The 16,154-nt window shown below is 40.9% G+C and carries 12 protein-coding genes; 2 read left to right on the top strand and 10 right to left on the bottom strand.

Annotated features, from left to right (window positions below):
* Positions 1–181: 181 nt before the first annotated feature.
* From CUU66_RS04750 to CUU66_RS04740, 3 genes are all read right to left on the bottom strand, one after another.
* Positions 182–2,164: an ABC transporter permease gene (locus CUU66_RS04750; protein ID WP_180955154.1), complete on the bottom strand. Its 1,983-nt coding sequence runs from the start codon at positions 2,162–2,164 to the stop codon at positions 182–184.
* Positions 2,165–2,933: 769 nt separating this feature from the next.
* On the bottom strand, positions 2,934–4,583 hold the full coding sequence (locus CUU66_RS04745) for a methyl-accepting chemotaxis protein (RefSeq protein WP_101640523.1): 1,650 nt from the start codon (positions 4,581–4,583) through the stop codon (positions 2,934–2,936).
* Positions 4,584–4,607: 24 nt separating this feature from the next.
* Entirely contained in the window at positions 4,608–5,597 is a 990-nt protein-coding gene (locus CUU66_RS04740; RefSeq protein ID WP_257967898.1) for a BMP family lipoprotein, read from the bottom strand.
* Between the two features lie 368 nt (positions 5,598–5,965).
* Here CUU66_RS04740 and CUU66_RS04735 point away from each other — a divergent pair, with 368 nt between their 5' ends.
* Entirely contained in the window at positions 5,966–6,094 is a 129-nt protein-coding gene (locus tag CUU66_RS04735) for a YjcZ family sporulation protein (RefSeq protein WP_101640522.1), read from the top strand.
* 4 nt (positions 6,095–6,098) lie between these two features.
* On the opposite strand, the gene CUU66_RS04730 is transcribed toward CUU66_RS04735, so the two are convergent.
* From CUU66_RS04730 to CUU66_RS04715, 4 genes are all read right to left on the bottom strand, one after another.
* Positions 6,099–6,290, bottom strand: a complete 192-nt coding sequence (locus CUU66_RS04730) for a hypothetical protein (protein ID WP_142383700.1) — start codon at positions 6,288–6,290, stop codon at positions 6,099–6,101.
* A gap of 164 nt (positions 6,291–6,454) precedes the next feature.
* A complete protein-coding gene (locus CUU66_RS04725) occupies positions 6,455–8,341 on the bottom strand; it encodes a bifunctional 2',3'-cyclic-nucleotide 2'-phosphodiesterase/3'-nucleotidase (RefSeq protein ID WP_374702971.1) in 1,887 nt (628 codons plus the stop codon).
* Between the two features lie 679 nt (positions 8,342–9,020).
* Positions 9,021–9,653: a class D sortase gene (locus CUU66_RS04720; RefSeq protein ID WP_101640520.1), complete on the bottom strand. Its 633-nt coding sequence runs from the start codon at positions 9,651–9,653 to the stop codon at positions 9,021–9,023.
* A 6-nt stretch (positions 9,654–9,659) separates the two neighbouring features.
* Positions 9,660–10,376 carry a cell wall anchor protein gene (locus CUU66_RS04715; protein WP_101640519.1) on the bottom strand — a complete coding sequence of 239 codons (717 nt, stop codon included), beginning with the start codon at positions 10,374–10,376 and terminating at the stop codon, positions 9,660–9,662.
* Between the two features lie 1,319 nt (positions 10,377–11,695).
* On the opposite strand from CUU66_RS04715, the gene CUU66_RS04710 reads away from it, so the two are divergent.
* Positions 11,696–12,919, top strand: a complete 1,224-nt coding sequence (locus tag CUU66_RS04710; RefSeq protein WP_101640518.1) for an NAD(P)/FAD-dependent oxidoreductase — start codon at positions 11,696–11,698, stop codon at positions 12,917–12,919.
* Positions 12,920–13,057: 138 nt separating this feature from the next.
* Here the strand turns inward: CUU66_RS04710 and CUU66_RS23985 are convergent, their stop codons facing one another.
* The 3 genes from CUU66_RS23985 to CUU66_RS04695 form a co-directional block, all read right to left on the bottom strand.
* Complete coding sequence (locus CUU66_RS23985) at positions 13,058–13,231, bottom strand: hypothetical protein (protein ID WP_180955155.1); 174 nt, start codon at positions 13,229–13,231, stop codon at positions 13,058–13,060.
* Positions 13,232–13,427: 196 nt separating this feature from the next.
* The gene (locus tag CUU66_RS04705; RefSeq protein ID WP_101640517.1) at positions 13,428–14,615 is read right to left on the bottom strand and encodes a PDZ domain-containing protein; all 1,188 of its coding nucleotides are present in this window, start codon (positions 14,613–14,615) and stop codon (positions 13,428–13,430) included.
* A 429-nt stretch (positions 14,616–15,044) separates the two neighbouring features.
* Complete coding sequence (locus CUU66_RS04695; RefSeq protein WP_101640515.1) at positions 15,045–16,142, bottom strand: toxic anion resistance protein; 1,098 nt, start codon at positions 16,140–16,142, stop codon at positions 15,045–15,047.
* Between the last annotated feature and the right edge of the window lie 12 nt (positions 16,143–16,154).

Genomic DNA, 16,154 nt, shown 5'->3' with positions numbered 1-16,154 from the left:
TAATCAATAGGGTAGGATCACATAACTATTAAAAAACAACAATCTTTTAGAAAAGAGCCTTATGCTAAGATCCACAGGACATCTGTTTCTCTAAATCCTAGTTTTAACCCGATACTATTCCAGATAAAAATGCAGTCCGGGATTGCCAGACTGCATATAAATGAATGATTAATAAAGATTTTTAACCAGCCGTATCCATCTTCCGTTTTTTAGAATGGACAAGTGAAAAGGATTCTTCTTCTAAAGATAACGTTTTTCGAGCGTTTATGGATTTCTTCCTTCGTTTGAGCAATTTCGGGACTAAAACACCAACCTTACGCTGCTGCACCTCTTTAATCCCCTGAATCATGAGCTGCATGGCAAATATACTTAACATAAAGGCACCGAGAGTCGGGAGAATGATCCAGTACTTTCCGGATAAAAAAGCTTCCCTTGTTGACCCGATCATGCCTGACCATTCATACGTCGATGTTGATGGCGGATCTGGAAGGATACTATCAGAAATAATCGTTCCACCGAGGAATAGCTGGAATAAACCAAGGTGGACAAATATCAGCATCACTTGAATAAATTGCTGTCCAAACAAAATGAATAATCGCGGAGCCAGATGTGGAAATATATGTGTCCACAGAATATGCTTGTCGTCACCTCCCAGTGTTTTTGCACTTAACACAAAGGTTTCTTTCGATATCTGTCGCATCTCGTTCCCGATCAACACGGCAGTCAATGGCACAACAAGGATGGTCAGAATCAGCACTTCTAATGTAATCCGTTCTGTAAAGCTGTAAACCCAGATGCCAAAGCCCTTTCCCCAGAGGATCGGCCTCAATAATAGGTAAGCAATCAAGCTCAATGGCAGGAAATGAATCGAGTCTACTATCTTTTCTATTAACATCCGTGTATGGTCCTTAAGCATGAATGCGTATCGTACAGCAAACATAAATCCGCCGGCAACCCGGAGTACAGCTATTAAGATCCCAAAGAAAAGCGTATACCGGGCACCTACTATAATAAGATCCAATATGCTATTACCATAGCGGTCGGAACCAAGTAACATCTGCGAGGATAGGGGATGCGGCGGAGCACTGACTATCTTCCCCTGTGCATCCTTCACAAAGGTAAGATTTTTAATAGGCACATCCGCAAGCAGATAATAGAAAACACTATAAAGCAGGAGACCGGCAATAAAGGTAAATCCGATAAAGAATTTCGGGTTCTTTAGGTGGATAAATAGAATGCTTCCTCCCTGGCGAAGTCTCCGCCAAAGCTTCCATTTTCTTATGCTCGCTATATCTTCTTTAAAAAGTCTCCATTCAATGGACGATTCTTCTTGTTTAATAAATAAAGAAGCTCCCTGGTAGATGATGAAGAAGGGGGTGAATATCAATAATAAGGATACTGCTATCACAATTGGCCGGAAATCCTGGGCTATAAAAGCTGTGATGCCCCTCATATTGAATAGCGTTTCGACTATAAATAAGCTCGATAATCCTCCCCAGATGATAATTTTAGAATGATAATAAATCGATGTGAAAATATTTCTAAATATATGTACCAATAGGATACGCATTTTCCCAATGCCTTTTGACAGCGCGAACTCCGTATAGTTTTTCAAAAACTCTTCTTCTACCAGTAATAAGAAAAGCCGATACAATGAGATCATGGGTAAAATGGAAAGAGTCAGGATTGGGGCAAAGTAGATTTTCTCTTCACCCAATGCCGTGAATTTGAATAGCTCTACATCAATCTTTTTAAACATATAAACAACAAAAAGCTGGAGCATGAATGCGAACATTAAATCAGGCACCGTTTCTAGTATGCTGAGCAGCCGTTTTATCGGAACAATGATAACATTTGGCAAAAAGTGAGTAAGAATCGTCAGGATAAGGGCGGCAGCAAAACCTATCGCCATAGCACTTAAAAAGATTTGAGCGGAATAAACAAAAGGCTCCCTCAGATAATCCAATAGAGGAAAGTGCTGTTCCTTATACATGTACACCCAGTTTTCCAAGCGGATAAACTCGGCAGCAAACAGAAAGTATCCTTTTACATAGGCAAAGACATTATATATGCCTTTCGATTGAATGACGGAAGGAATGACACTGATGAATGTGATGCCTAACACTCCCAGCATATAATAAAAAATAATCTTAAGAAATCTCATATATCCCCCTACACCATTATCTGTCTTTTTTGAATATTTAATATTATATCCTAAAATAACCAGTTCGGGGGTATAATTTACTAGGAATAGCAGCTTTGGAATGGCTTCCCTAGAGGAATAAAGGTGTTTGTTATTTCCAGGGCGCTGAGCTCTTAAAATTCCATTGCCTGATCCTGCCGCTTGCTTGGGCCGCCCGCAATTTTCCATATTGGAAGGTAAATATGATATTTTATGGGCAAATTACTTTTTTTTGGAGCTGAACCTTAATATTTGTGCACTACCGCTAAGTTAATAGAGTGTTTTTGTAAGTTTTTTTGCAGATTCAAGGGTGTTGTAGTGGTATCTGAATGGTTTATGCTTATCTTTAAGGAACTTATGCTTGTCTTTAAAACATTTATGCTTAGGTTTTAAGGGTTTATGCTTAAGTTCTCAAGGTTTATGCTTATCTATCAAAATCCTATGCTTATGTTTTCTGCTTTTTGCTTATCCCACTGCCTTTATGCTTATCCAACTGCCTTTATGCTTGTCTTTCTATCAATGCTTATCCTCCTGCTTTCATTCTTAATTTCTGCCTTTATGCTTCTCTTCTGATCACTATGCTTGTCTTCACATGAAATTCTCCTGATAACCGTTTCAACGATAAGACAAAACAGACTGCCCCCTGCAGCTTTGTGTCAGTAACCAAATAAGCCGACATTGGTCCCAAAATAAAATCAAAACCGCCGAGATTTCCCCGGCGGCCAGACCCAATAAAGACTTATTAATTCTATTACAATCGAAATTTAGCAACCGTGCTCTGCAGCTCTTCTGCCAGGTGGGCAAGCGATGAAGCGGCAGCACTTACTTCTTCCATTGAAGCCAGCTGCTCTTCTGAAGCTGCAGCTACTTCAACTGAATGGTGCGAGGCACTCTGGGCAACGTGAGACATTTCATTGACTCTTTCCGATACCCTTGAAATATCCCCGCTGATTTTAGCAGAAGCATGTGTAACTTCCTTTATTTGTTCAGTCACGTTCTGGACAGAGGATAATATATCATCAAAGCGAACCTGTGTTTCGCCGGCAATTTCAAGTCCAGCATCCACTTTTTCTTTCACAAAGAGAATGGACGATACGCTCTTTTTCGTATCGTTCTGCATGATGGAGGTAATTTCAGAAATATGGGTTACGGAATTTCTTGTTTGTTCGGCAAGCTTTCTGACTTCAGCGGCAACAACTGAGAACCCCTTTCCGGCCTCCCCTGCCCTTGCAGCTTCAATGGCTGCATTCAGTGCCAGGAGGTTGGTCTGCTCCGCAATATCCGTAATCAATCCAAGAATATCCCCAATCTCTGCAGAACGCTTGTGCAGACCGCTCAGTACTCGATCTGTTTCTTCTACCGATCCATGAATGAGATTCATAGAATTCAGGGTTTCGCTAACAAGCTGTGAGCCGAGATGGGTCTGATCATTCACTGATGCAGCCAGCTCCAGAACAGCCTCAGCATTATCAGCAATTTTTGATACGGCGGAGGTGGTTTCCTGTGCTGCCGATGCGGATTCTTCCGATTTCCGCGTCTGCTGCTCCGCTCCAGCCGAAACCTGCTGGATGCTTGCGGTAATCTGCTCGGTACCGCGCATCGTTTCATCCGCACTTGCCATTAGCTCCTCTGCTGATGCGGCCACTTGGCTGGCGCTGGTGCCTACCTGGTCAATCAATTCGCGCAAGTGGTCCACCATGGTCGTGAATGATTGATTTAATGCAAACACTTCGTCTTTTGTTTTGACATGTATTTCTGGAACGCCCAGATTCCCTGACGCGATTTCTGCTGCGTTACTCGTAATGAACCTGATCGGCCTCACAATTTTCTCTGCATAAATCACTGCGGATACCGCACAGATTACAATTAGAATTAGAACTGCTGTAATAGAAAATGTGACCATCCAATCGATTTGATTTTTCAGGTTCGTCTGCATGATTGTATATTCCGCATTTATCATCTTTTTTAACTCGATGACGTCATTCACTATGCCTTTTGTACGCAGAGACTGGCGTTTTGCTTCTGATTGGTTTTCTTCATTTAGGATCTTAGCAGCAGTGACCGTCAGCTCCTGATATTTTTTATCTATGGCCTGAAGCGTCTTTTTCTGTCCCTGGTCCGTTACTTGTTCCTTAAGTTTTTGGTAGCCGGCCTTAGTCTTTTTTAAGTCCTCATTAATATCATGTGCATTGCTTGCTGAGACATTTATTGAATAGGCGCCAAGAGACTTAGCTAGACTTTTGGCAGAACTATTTAATTCTTCCACATTCACCAGCATACGAACAATGGTCTCTGTTGAAGACTTTAAAGATTTAAGCTGCAATATGTTAAAAGCAATAATACAAGAAGATAAGAGCAGAGGAATAAGGGAAAGTAATAATATCTTTTGCTTAAGCTTCATGCTGTATTTGACCCCTTTCTGAGTTTAAGGCTGAATTTGAATGGTGCCTTCTGATATATGTCTACGAAATTCGTTTAATTTGTCCGTTTCTGCAGAAGTAAGGGTAATGACACGAATGGGTGCAGTGTCTATTCCTTCTTCCTTTATTCCAAGCTGAGTCTTCTTTTCCGATAGCTTTCCTGTCTTCACGAGCTCTTTGGCAATATTATAAACTGCAACGTCAACACGTTTCAGCATCGAAGTGACAACCGCTTTCTCAGCCAGATAAAATTGGTCAGAATCCACCCCGAATGTATATATGCCGGATTTTTGCGCTTCATTCAGTACGCCAACGCCAGTAAAACCGGCAGCTGGATATATATAATCAGCTTTTTGCTTAATCATATACTTGGCGATCTGCATACCCTTCTTGTCGTCGTCAAAGCTGCCAGCAAATGTGGAGATGACTTTGGCTTTTGGATTCACTTTCTTGACGCCCTCTGTAAAGCCCTTTTCAAACTTTCTGATCAGCGGCACATCTACTCCGCCTACGAACCCGACAACATGGCTCTTTGTCTTCATCCCAGCTATCACACCTATTAAATACGAGCCTTCCTCTTCTTTAAAGGTTACGGAATGCACATTGGGCAGTTCTGATTCGGAGTCTATCAATAAAAAGGTCTGATCTGGAAACTTTTTTGCAACGGTTTCAATCGCTTCCTGCATCGAAAACCCGAGACCGATAACCACATCATTTCCTTGATTGACAAGCTCCTCAAGTCTCTTTTCATAGGTTTTTGCATCTTTAATTTCTCTATAATCAAACGATATGTTCAATTCATCACGTGCTTCCTCAAGTCCCTTAAAGCCTGCATCCGAGAAGGATTGATCACCTAATCCGGCATCAGACAGCATAATTCCGATCCTGACCGGTTTTTCAGCATCCACCGAAGATGCAGATTGTAACGAACATCCGCATCCTGCAATAAGCAGTAAACTCAGCCATATAAAAACTAAAACTTTTCTCAAACTCAATCATTCCTTATTTTAAAAATTATGGAGTAGTCTTTATTACGGCTCCAGTCCTATAAATCTTAATAGCCAGGACTATATTCAGAATTAACTTTCTATTAAACAGATAAAAAATTGCAGCTAATTGCTAAGAGAAAATGCAGGCTTTTTTTGAACTGCACCCACATTGTTAGAACAACAATTTCTGGAGTAAGAAAAACCATGGAAATGGCTAAGCCCCGCGATCTCGTGAAACGCCAGCCCGCCAAGCACATTCATATTGAAAAATAAAACATATTGCTTTTTTTGTACAAGCACTAGTTATTCTGCCCTTTCGAACATTTAATTCAGTGCATACTCTATATCATTAAAGGACAAAGGGGGTCTGGATTATGGGATTTTGCGGCTACGGTGGCGGATGCGAAGGCTATAGCGGAGGCGTTGCAGGAGGCTTTGCCTTAATCGTTGTTTTATTTATTCTGCTCATTATTATTGGAGCTACATTTGCTGGCGGTTATTAATAAGTTATTTAATATCACTTTGTGAAAAAATGGTGTTGAAATGCCTGTACCAATAAGAAATAAGTTCCATACAATATATTGTCCAAATCCTAATACAGGCCATAAACCTCTGAGGTTTTTCTTCAGGGGTTTCTTTATTGATAGTAAGTGCCATAACCAAATCATAACCAAATTTCACATACGTAATTTTTTTCAAATTCATCCGCTCCTGCATATAAAGGTAAAATCTCCTTAGTTCTTACGGAAGTATATAGAGGATTGGTGAAAATTTAAAAAATGTATTTAATAAAAAAAGCCCGGAAGATAGTACATCCGGGCCACCATTGACTTTTATAAGAAATAGAAGCTTCTCAATTAATATTATTCAGGCTGAGTCAGCTTTAGATTAAAAATGCCAAATCCGTTAGCATCTGTTTTTCCTGTATACGTGATATTGCTGTCTTTAGTCAGGTACTCTTCGCCTTTAGGTGAAGAAGTAAAAGTAACATTCACGTCAGAGTAAATTGGAGCAATCGACCAGTTGTTGTCGGCAGTTGGATTAATTTCTTTTGCCTGTGAGATGTAATCCATCAAAATCTGGCGGTTTTCATCTGGTGAATCAACCACATATTCGCTGCCTTTTACTCCAGGGAAATTACCGCCGCCTGATGCACGGTAGTTATTCGTCACAACGACAAAGTCCTGGTTCGGATCGACTGGCTTTCCGTTATACGTTAAACCTTTAATTCGGCTTGAATCAGAAATTTTAACGCCTTTTTCATCATAACGTGCCGGTTTTGTTACATCTACCTGGTATTGAACTCCGTCAATTACATCGAAGTTATACACCTGGAAAGCAGGATTCAATAATGCTTGTTCTGTTGTTTTGGCTGGATCAATCTGGTTGAACTTGCCCGCAGACATTTCAAGCCATTCTTTGACTACAGAGCCTTTTACTTTGATAGCCTTTAACGTGTTGTCATACAGATATAAATCCCCTGCGCTGCGGATCGTTAAATCGCCTTGTTTAATCTCGGTAAATTCTTCTACACCGTTTCGTCCTGCTTTAAATGGCGCGCCTACGGAAAGGATCGGCAGGTCTTTATACTGCGGACGGTTATTTTTGATATAGTTTTCTACATACCACTTCTGTGCAGCTGTAACTACCTGGACAGATGGATCATCCTGCACAAGTGCAAAATAGCTGTGAATCGGTGCTGTCGTTTTTCCGATAGGCGTGTTCACATATTTCTGGGTTGCTGCATGGTCTGTCTGGACAGCTTTTACAACACCCGCATCATCAGGTGCTTTAACGCCTGTTGTTTTATTAAAAGTGGCCTTAGTTGTAGATTGGGACTGATAAACCTCCCATTTGCCTTTAACGAATTGCACGTCAAGATCGATAATCCCAAGGGTATTGCCGCCGTACCCAGCTTGTACCGCTGCAACGCCGTTAATGGTACCTTTTTGATTATCTACGCCCGGAAGTACATTTCCTTTTGCATCTTTAAAAAGACCATCGAGTGTCTTGTCATCTTGGGTTGGGAAAACTTTGTGAGTGTGTGAGAACGTGATGGCATCGATTCCTGCAACCTTGCTTAAACCATATACCGTATCTTCTGAGTTCGTTGTATCCGCATTAAAGCCGGAGTGAGTAAGCGCAATGACAATATCTGCCCCTGCTTTTTTCATTTGAGGTACATATTTCTTAGCTGTTTCAATAATGCCTTTAGTAGTGACTTTTCCTTCTAAATTGCCTTTATCCCAGTCAGTAATCTGTGGGGTAACAAGGCCGATATAGCCAATTTTGACAGTTTTGGATTTGCCGCTGACGTCATAGACTTTCTTTGAAACAATTTTATAAGGGGTAAATTTATTCTTATCATTATTCGGATTTTTATCTTTGTCTTTTACATAAACGTTCGCATTTACATATGAGAAATTTGCATCATTCGTGGCTTCATTCAAGAAATCCAGGCCATAGTTAAATTCATGGTTTCCGTATGTAGCCATATCATAACCAAGCTGGTTCATGGCTTTATATACAGGATGGACTTCACCTTTTTGCAAAGGCTTGACTTTCGCCTTATATGTTCCAAGAGGAGTTCCCTGGATTAAGTCGCCGTTATCGACCAGAACGCTGTTTTTCACTTCTTTCCTTGATTGTTTGATCAAGGTTGCCGTTCTTGCAAAACCAACGGCATCAGAAGGCGCGTCTTTAAAATAATCGTAGGCTAATAGATTTGTATGAATATCAGTTGTTTCCATAATGCGCAATTTGAAAGGTGCACTTGTTACCGATGTCGCAAGGCTTGTGCCTAAGCGGTTCGTTTCTTCATTGAAGCTGGATACCACATACACTTGAACCCAGTTGTTTTGATCGCTTGAGTTAAAATGTGCAGAAAACTTTTGCGGAGTCTTTATGTCTGCCTCTACAGCAGCCTGGGAAATAAGATTTTTCCCATTCATCAGCTGAAACACAACCGTTTCGGCTCCTGAATGGCCCTTTTTAGGCGCTACAGTTACAGAAGCATTTGTTCCTTTAGTAATACTGACAAGAGGTGAAGAAATGACAAATGGAACAGCAGGAGTTTTAGCTGGTTTTGCTTTGCTGGCCTGAGCCCCTAGAGCAGGAGAAGCCATTTGAGTTGAAATCAGTCCGGCAGCAACAGTAGTCGCCAGCATCCTCTTAAACTTTCGTTTAAACGACATAAATTCACGTTTCCCTTCCACATATTATAATTGCTAGAATAATATACCACAAAAGTCCCAAAAATCTAACTGAATTTATAAAACATTTACGATATTTTTACTATTGCGAAAAGAGTTACCCTGGAGCTTGACAACAAGAAAAAACCACTGGATGTCATTTCAGTGGTTTTTTCACGTACAGAATTATAGCGCTAGATCTACTTAATAAATTACAAAAAAAATAGCAGATTTTCTGCTACTTTTTTGCGACTTCTATATCAGGCATTGAGACAAGCTTCGTGTAGATAATATATCGATCAGGCGCATCCCCAATAAAATCGAATGGATAGCATGTTGAAAGAGTTAAGGTTTCATAATTTTTCGCAACATTAACGGTCTGATCGTCGGCTGGAACAATTTTGAAGCTCGTTGCTTCATAGACAAAGTCACCATACTTGGTTGTAAAAGTAACTTTATCGCCTTTTTTCAAATGTTCCAGTTTAGTAAATACCGTATCACGGTGACCGCTGAGGAGTACCTGTCCGCCCTGTCCCGGCAAGGCACTGCCGGCAAAATGTCCTGCTCCTTTTTTCAATTCCTCATCATGAGTACCTTGAACCACAGGAACGTTTAATTTTAGAGACGGAAATGTAAGCTCACCCAGGCTTTCACCGGGTGCAGGAAGCTCTGGCCAGGCTTGTTCGAATTTCTTCTGCGGTAAATCTGGTTTATGTTCTGTGGTAGCTGCACGAGCAAGCATGACGGTCTGCTTCGTTAAATCTAAACCAAAGTATGCAATAATCCCGAGGCCTAACAGGATAATGGAGATGGGAACTCCTAAGAGTACCCATCTCCATTTTTTACTTCTTCTTTTCTTTTTTTTCTTCATTGAAGATTAAGCTCCAGCAGGCTGTTTAGTCTTTCTTGTATAGATGACTGCAGGTACAAGTGCTGCCCCGCCTAAAACAACTAGCAATCCGCCTAATGCTATCATTGTTGGTAATTCAGTAGCTGTATTCGGAAGTGATGCACTTGGCATCGCCACGAACTTGCCGGATTCGCTCATCTTTTTCACTGCTTTTACAGCCTCTTGAAGAGCATTAATCTTAGCAAGCAATGCTTGTGCATTTAAATCCGCAAGAGTCGGGTCAAAAGTGGCAAGAAGTTTGCCATTAAGATCAGTTAATTGAATTTTTAACCCTGTAGTACCAGGTCGATAGTTTATAAGGTCCACCGGCTTACCTTTATCATCAATAGCGACAGCCTTTAGCTGAAGCAGTTTAACATTCTCCATCATAATACGAAGAAGCTCTACTTTTGCTGAATTTGGAAGGTTTTCAACATCATTAGTATTCCTAATGATTTGATTAGCACGATTCGTATTTTTTACGATTTGGCTGTATTCCTTGCCAGATAAATTGACTGATTGCAGATATGCGTAAAGATAATCTACATGATCCAGTTTAAGCACATTCAACGAATCTACTAATTGCTGAGCTGAATTGTCTGAAGCAGCAAGTGCCGTAGTTCCAGGAGCAGTTGACATGAATGTAATTCCGAGGCTCATTGCAGCGATGAGGGTTCCTTTTTTTAGCTTGCTTTGTAAAGTCACTTTGTCACCTTCCAATTCTGTTTCTGTGAATAGTTATACTAATTATAGTTATTTAGAAACCAGAATTCAACATTATTATTATAAAATACCAATTTTATAAATATATAAAATAACTTAATTAATAGAACCAAATCTTTGAAATAGATCATAGGGCTGAGGTTGCGGTCATATGTAAATCTTATATATCAAACATTGTCTTATTTTATCACTCCTTCCAATATTATGGAATAATTTTAATGTTTGTTTATTACCACTGAAATTGGGTATTAAACTAGGTTTAGGTAAATTCCAAACCATATTATTAAAAACATATCTTATGACCTATATAAACATTATCTTAAATAATTATAAATAAATGGAAATATTCGGATTTAAGTGATGGAAGTGATCCTTCATACCCACCACCTGTCTTAATGACCTCTTTTAATATTGTAAAAATCCTACTCATTGCTTTTTAACATCCAAATTCCTTTACTTACATATTTCTAGTATGCAACAATTCACATTAAAAATTATAATATATCCCCTAGTGCTATTCCATACAAATTAAGGCAAAGTAAAAGGCCTGATCCTGATACGATACCGGGTCAAGCCTGAATAGCTGCATAGAAAAGGCGCCTAACTTTTTAGATTCACTTCAAAAGCAAAGAGCCTCAAAATATACCAGGGTCAGCGCTGCCATCTGAAAATCCTTTTACTATTCGTTATTACTGAGCCTTATCTCTTGAGAAGTTAATCAGCCAGTTTAGCTTGCGCCTCTTCTTTAGTAATTGTTCCTGTGCGTTCCTGCTCTATAATTTCCTGGGACTTCGCTTTGGTATCATCTTCTAGATTGGAAAACATATCAGCACGGCTGCCTCTGTCACCTCCTGGACCTCCGCCGTGACCGCCGCCAGGGCCGCTGCTTGGAGGAGTTGTTATTCCAGTTTCATTTAACCATGTAATAGAATCCTCGATTGTAAATTCTACTACTTTAGTTCCTCCTGAATATTCTTCATCCGCATAGTTTCCATTTACTTCACTGCCAGTGGAGGAGCCACCTGAATACAGTGTATAGGTACTACCCTTCTTAAGCTTGGGCGAACTGATGCTTACTGATTGGGATTCTTTTTCAGGTCCGAGCGTTGCAATCGTATGTCCTTTGCTGTCTTCCAGATGAATAATGGTTCCTGCATTCTTTAAAGAAGAAACTATAAAGAAATTCTGACGATGAAAAAAGGGAGCGTAATTAAAATTAGTATCATAAAAAGGGACCTCTGAATTTCCGTCTCCAGATTGGCAATAGTAATATTATGATCATTTAAAGCAGGAGGTTCAAAATGAACTTACAATCCGGAGAATATTACTGGCCATCTACGTTTCGTGATGCCCCCTCTTATCAGTCCTTGAAAGAGAATCTAACATGTGATGTTTTAATCGTTGGAGGCGGAAGCTCCGCTGCACAGTGTGCTTATTACCTTGCTGGCACACCTTTAAAAGTAGTTGTAGTGGAAAAAGGCAAAATAGGCAGCGGAAGTACAAGCACAAATACCGCACTCATCCAATATTCAGGTGAAAAAATGTTTACCGACTTAATTAAAACATTTGGAGAGGATTACATCAGCAGACATTTACAACTGCTGAAAGAATCCATTAATGAAATTGAAAAAGCTTCGAAGACTGTTGACATCGATACAGAATTCAGCCGAAGAGATACGCTTTATTTCGCCAGTTCCAAGCACGACATCGCCCGGCTTAAAAAAGAGTTTGAATTTTTAAAGCAAAACCAGTCTAAGCTGGATTTTTTGGAGAAACACGACATTGAAGCTAAATACCCTTTTAGCAGGGATGCCGCGATCTATTCATATAACGATGCAGAAATGAATCCATTTAAATTTACCCATGCTTTATTTGATTATGCTGCAAAAAAACGGACCCAGATTTATGAACATACAGAGATGAAGGGCTGTCATTATGATCAGCAGCATAAGAATATGGTTATTTCCACCAATCACGGGTACTCCATTTATGCTCGGCACGTTATTTTTGCGGCAGGATACGAAGGACTTGATATTAAACAAGAAAAGAAAACCTCTTTTGTGAGTACATACACCGTTACCACAAATCCTATAAAGGATCTCTCCAGCTGGTATAACCGGACGCTTATTTGGGAAACAGCCCGCCCTTACTTTTATATGCGTACAACTGCGGATAATCGGATTATCATCGGCGGTCTGGACGAAAATACAACGAAATCCGGGGACCGGGACAGCAAGCTGGTTGATAAGAGAGCTCAACTTATAGATGAATTGAATAGAAGATTTCCCGATATCCAGGCAGAGCCTGAATATTACCTGGCAGCATTCTATGGCGGAACCAGTGACGGTCTCCCTATCATAGGGGTCTATGATGAGTATCCCAGCAGCTATTTTCTATTCGCATTTGGTGACAATGGGACTGTCTACAGCCAGTTGCTGGCTAAGCTTATTACACAAGATATATTAGAGGGTAACAATCCTGATATAGCCCTGTATCTGAATGACCGACCGCTTTTGAAAAAATAAATATACATACATATTAATGAGAGGTGTTTGAATTGGGGTATCTATATAAGAACTGTGATAAGACCGATCATATTTATGGATAAAAAAGCAAAACTTGAAAAGAGAAGGGATGAAATAATAGCACAGCATAAAAAAAGTTCAAGGAAATGGTAAGGGAGATGAGTTGATCCCGTTCTCCGACATATTTATATCACCATTTAGTAAAAGCTTTAGCTTTATAATTTTCTTGGCAATATCCGCCCCTATGATCAAAGTCTGTCCAGTAATTTGTTGAATACGTTGATTCTTTTGGTCTTTTTGCTTATACTTCATGTGAAGCGTCCTCCTCTTTAGGGAATGAATGTCGGTCATTCAAAACCCAGCATACAGGAGGCGCTTTTTTTGTTCAAACCTCAAATTCTTTTAATACAGGAATTGCTCTTAAATTTAAAAAAGGAAGATGGTCTACCCCCATCTCCCTTTGTTCTTAAGCGTGACCTTTAAAAGGAACTCCGTATTCATTAAAAATTTATACCGCCTGCCGCTTCCTTTGTTCCTGAACGACCAGGACTCCAAGCTCATGATGCTCACCCTCGTATAGGGCCCTCTGCACAAAGCGGATTTGTGCGTTATTATCGAGCACTTCCAGTTTACAATGTGCTCCGTTGCGCTGTAAGGCTTCGTATAGCTGCTGCTCGTTCTCAATTTTGACGCCGTTCACTTTTGTGATCATTTCACCAGCGGACAAACCCATTTTATCAGCTGGTGATTTTGGAATGATACCCAGGATCAATAATCCGTTCGAACGTCTGGAAAAGTAGAATGGCTTCTTTTTTTCTGACACATTTTGATAGATATAAAGAATCTCCCTGCCAAGGATGGCAGCTCCGGCTGCTGCAATCGCAGCAAGGTCAAACCAATAACCGGCAATTGCAAGAAGGGTGACTATCACGCCAAGTCCGGTGACACGTCTTCCATTTAAACGAACCGCATCTTTAGGAAGCATTCCCTGAATCTGCTGGGTAAACCCAATCAGAAAAGGTACCAGAATAGGAGTGAATGTGGATTCCCCTAGATGAAACACCGGCCACCAGTCAAATTGGACCTCAAGTACTCCGCCCGGAACGAAAAGAAATAGAGGTACCATCCAAAGCCTTTTCGATTCATGCGCACCGACCGTTGAACCCCGCTTGGATGGAATGAGCTTTGGCGAAGTCGCCTTGTGGCCATTTCGCTGGATTAACAGGCCTTCGATGGTAATCAATACACCTATTAGTATAGCGACTGAAGGATATATTGAACGATCTATGCTATTAAAAGCCTGTTTGAAAATAGGAAGAATTAGTGTTTCTCTAGATAGCAGCATCAAGAGAAAGAACGTAATCCCAACTGTATAAGCTGGTGATAGAAACCTGACTTTCAGTGTTGCAGCCGCCACTAGCGACAGTACCGCGATTAACAGGATGGCAGCCATAGGCACAACCAGCCCGGAAATGACAGTCACTAAAGATAAAATTAGTCCCATGACGATTCCAGCTGGAAGCAGAAATCTTAATTCTAAAAAAAGATCTTCAACTCGTGTATGAAAATCCTGCCGCTCCCGCTTAATCCGTGTATTCCCGATCACTAAACATAAAATAAATGACAAATAAAACAAAGGATGAAGAAGGACCTTCCCAGCCCCTCCCAAGAACTCACTAATCCAAACCTGCGACATCCTTCTACCATCCTCCTCACGACAAAAATAGATAACTCTATCTTATCAAAAATTATGGGGACTGTCCCTATTTCCCTATTAATTCCCGAGATATTGGACAGAACAATTATTGGTTGGAATCTTTAAACCTGCTACTTGAGCATGCTGTTGGATGCTTATGCAGGATTATGGAGCCTATTTGCAGGATTTCTGAAACATTTGCAGGATTTTTGTGTCTTTTGCAGGATTATTGAAATTTATGCAGGATTATTTACTTATTTGCAGGATTCATATTGCGCTCACGGCGCCTCCAGCTTGATTCACACCCCTATACAAGAAAAGCCAGGCAATATGCCCAGCTTGTTCGCAGATTCAGGGAAATAATTAAAGCTAGTGCAGAACCCTTGCCCCACAAGGGTTCCACCTCCGGGAAATGGGGGACTGTCCCCATCAGCCCGTGATCTGGCGGTTCTTGAAGTTTTCCTGCAGAGACTCAAGGCGTTTTTTGCCTTCTTCGCGCAGGCGGACGTTTTCGTCTTCGATGGCTTTGGTTTCCTGCATGCCTTGGATGATGATCTGCCAGGTTTCTTCAAGGGTTTCGGCCTTGATGCTTGGCTGCCCGGCTAAGCGTGCGATGTCGACGCTCTGCTTGGAAATATTCTGCGCATTTTTCAAGAGCATTTCGTTGGTTCGGCGGTCAAGCTCCCTCATGGACTGAGCCACAAGATTCTGTCTCTTTGCCGCGATCGCGTTGATTAACCCTGACTTGAAAATTGGAATCGTTGTAACGAAGGCTGAGTTGATTTTTCCGATCAGCTTGGTGTTCCCTCTCTGCAGCATCCTAATTTGCGGTGCAGATTGATAGGCAACCTGCTTCGCCATCTCGAGATCATATACACGCTGGTCAATCAGTTCCACTGCATTACGGAGGCTGTCCAATTCCATCATAGCCAGCTGATTTCCAGTTGCTGCACGCGCTTCTAATTCAGGAAGCTGCTGCTTTAATTCCTCAGACTTCATTTCCCCGGCTACAATGTACTTTTCAAGCTCCATAAAAAATCGATAGTTTTGCTCGTACAACTGCTCAAGAGTGGTTGTTGACTTTTTCATTTCGTTTTCATATTTTACGATTTCTGCATAAACTTTATCAATTTCAGAGCCCATCGTCTGATATTTGGACATGATCTTGTCCATCATCTTTTGGCCTTTGTTGAACATCTTGGAGAATAAGCCGCCCTTTTCCTTCGCAAAGTCTTTAGCATCGAACTTGTCCATAATCTTTCCAAGATGCTTCAGAAGTGCGCTGGATTCTTCCATGCTGCTGGATTTTATGGTGTTAAGAATCCTGCCGGAAAAATTGGAGATTTCATTGGCAGGCTCCTTGCCGAATTCTAAAAGGGCAATCTGGTTTTTGTGGTCAATCGCACGCGCAAGCTGGGTTACTTCCGGACTGTTCCTAAGCTGCAGCTTAAGTTCCGATGGCTGCTGCTCCAAGGTTTCCTCCATTTTATCAAGATTAACCGTTTGAAGAGAGTTTGTATTGGTCATCTTTATTTCCCC

The organism is Peribacillus deserti (assembly GCF_002863585.1).
Taxonomy (GTDB): Bacteria; Bacillota; Bacilli; order Bacillales; family DSM-1321; genus Paraperibacillus; species Paraperibacillus deserti_A.
The sequence above is the reverse complement of the archived record's forward strand: the minus strand, read 5'-3'. Positions and strand labels throughout refer to the sequence as shown.

Bases quoted from the DNA above. Each gene is read 5' to 3' on its own strand.
- CUU66_RS04745 (WP_101640523.1), bottom strand. From the start codon at position 4,583: ATGAAGCTTAAGCAAAAGATATTATTACTTTCCCTTATTCCTCTGCTC.
- CUU66_RS23985 (WP_180955155.1), bottom strand. From the start codon at position 13,231: ATGAAGTATAAGCAAAAAGACCAAAAGAATCAACGTATTCAACAAATT.
- CUU66_RS04705 (WP_101640517.1), bottom strand. From the start codon at position 14,615: ATGTCGCAGGTTTGGATTAGTGAGTTCTTGGGAGGGGCTGGGAAGGTC.
- CUU66_RS04710 (WP_101640518.1), top strand. From the start codon at position 11,696: ATGAACTTACAATCCGGAGAATATTACTGGCCATCTACGTTTCGTGAT.
- CUU66_RS04725 (WP_374702971.1), bottom strand. From the start codon at position 8,341: ATGGAAACAACTGATATTCATACAAATCTATTAGCCTACGATTATTTT.
- CUU66_RS04750 (WP_180955154.1), bottom strand. From the start codon at position 2,164: ATGAGATTTCTTAAGATTATTTTTTATTATATGCTGGGAGTGTTAGGC.
- CUU66_RS04695 (WP_101640515.1), bottom strand. From the start codon at position 16,142: ATGACCAATACAAACTCTCTTCAAACGGTTAATCTTGATAAAATGGAG.
- CUU66_RS04735 (WP_101640522.1), top strand. From the start codon at position 5,966: ATGGGATTTTGCGGCTACGGTGGCGGATGCGAAGGCTATAGCGGAGGC.
- CUU66_RS04720 (WP_101640520.1), bottom strand. From the start codon at position 9,653: ATGAAGAAAAAAAAGAAAAGAAGAAGTAAAAAATGGAGATGGGTACTC.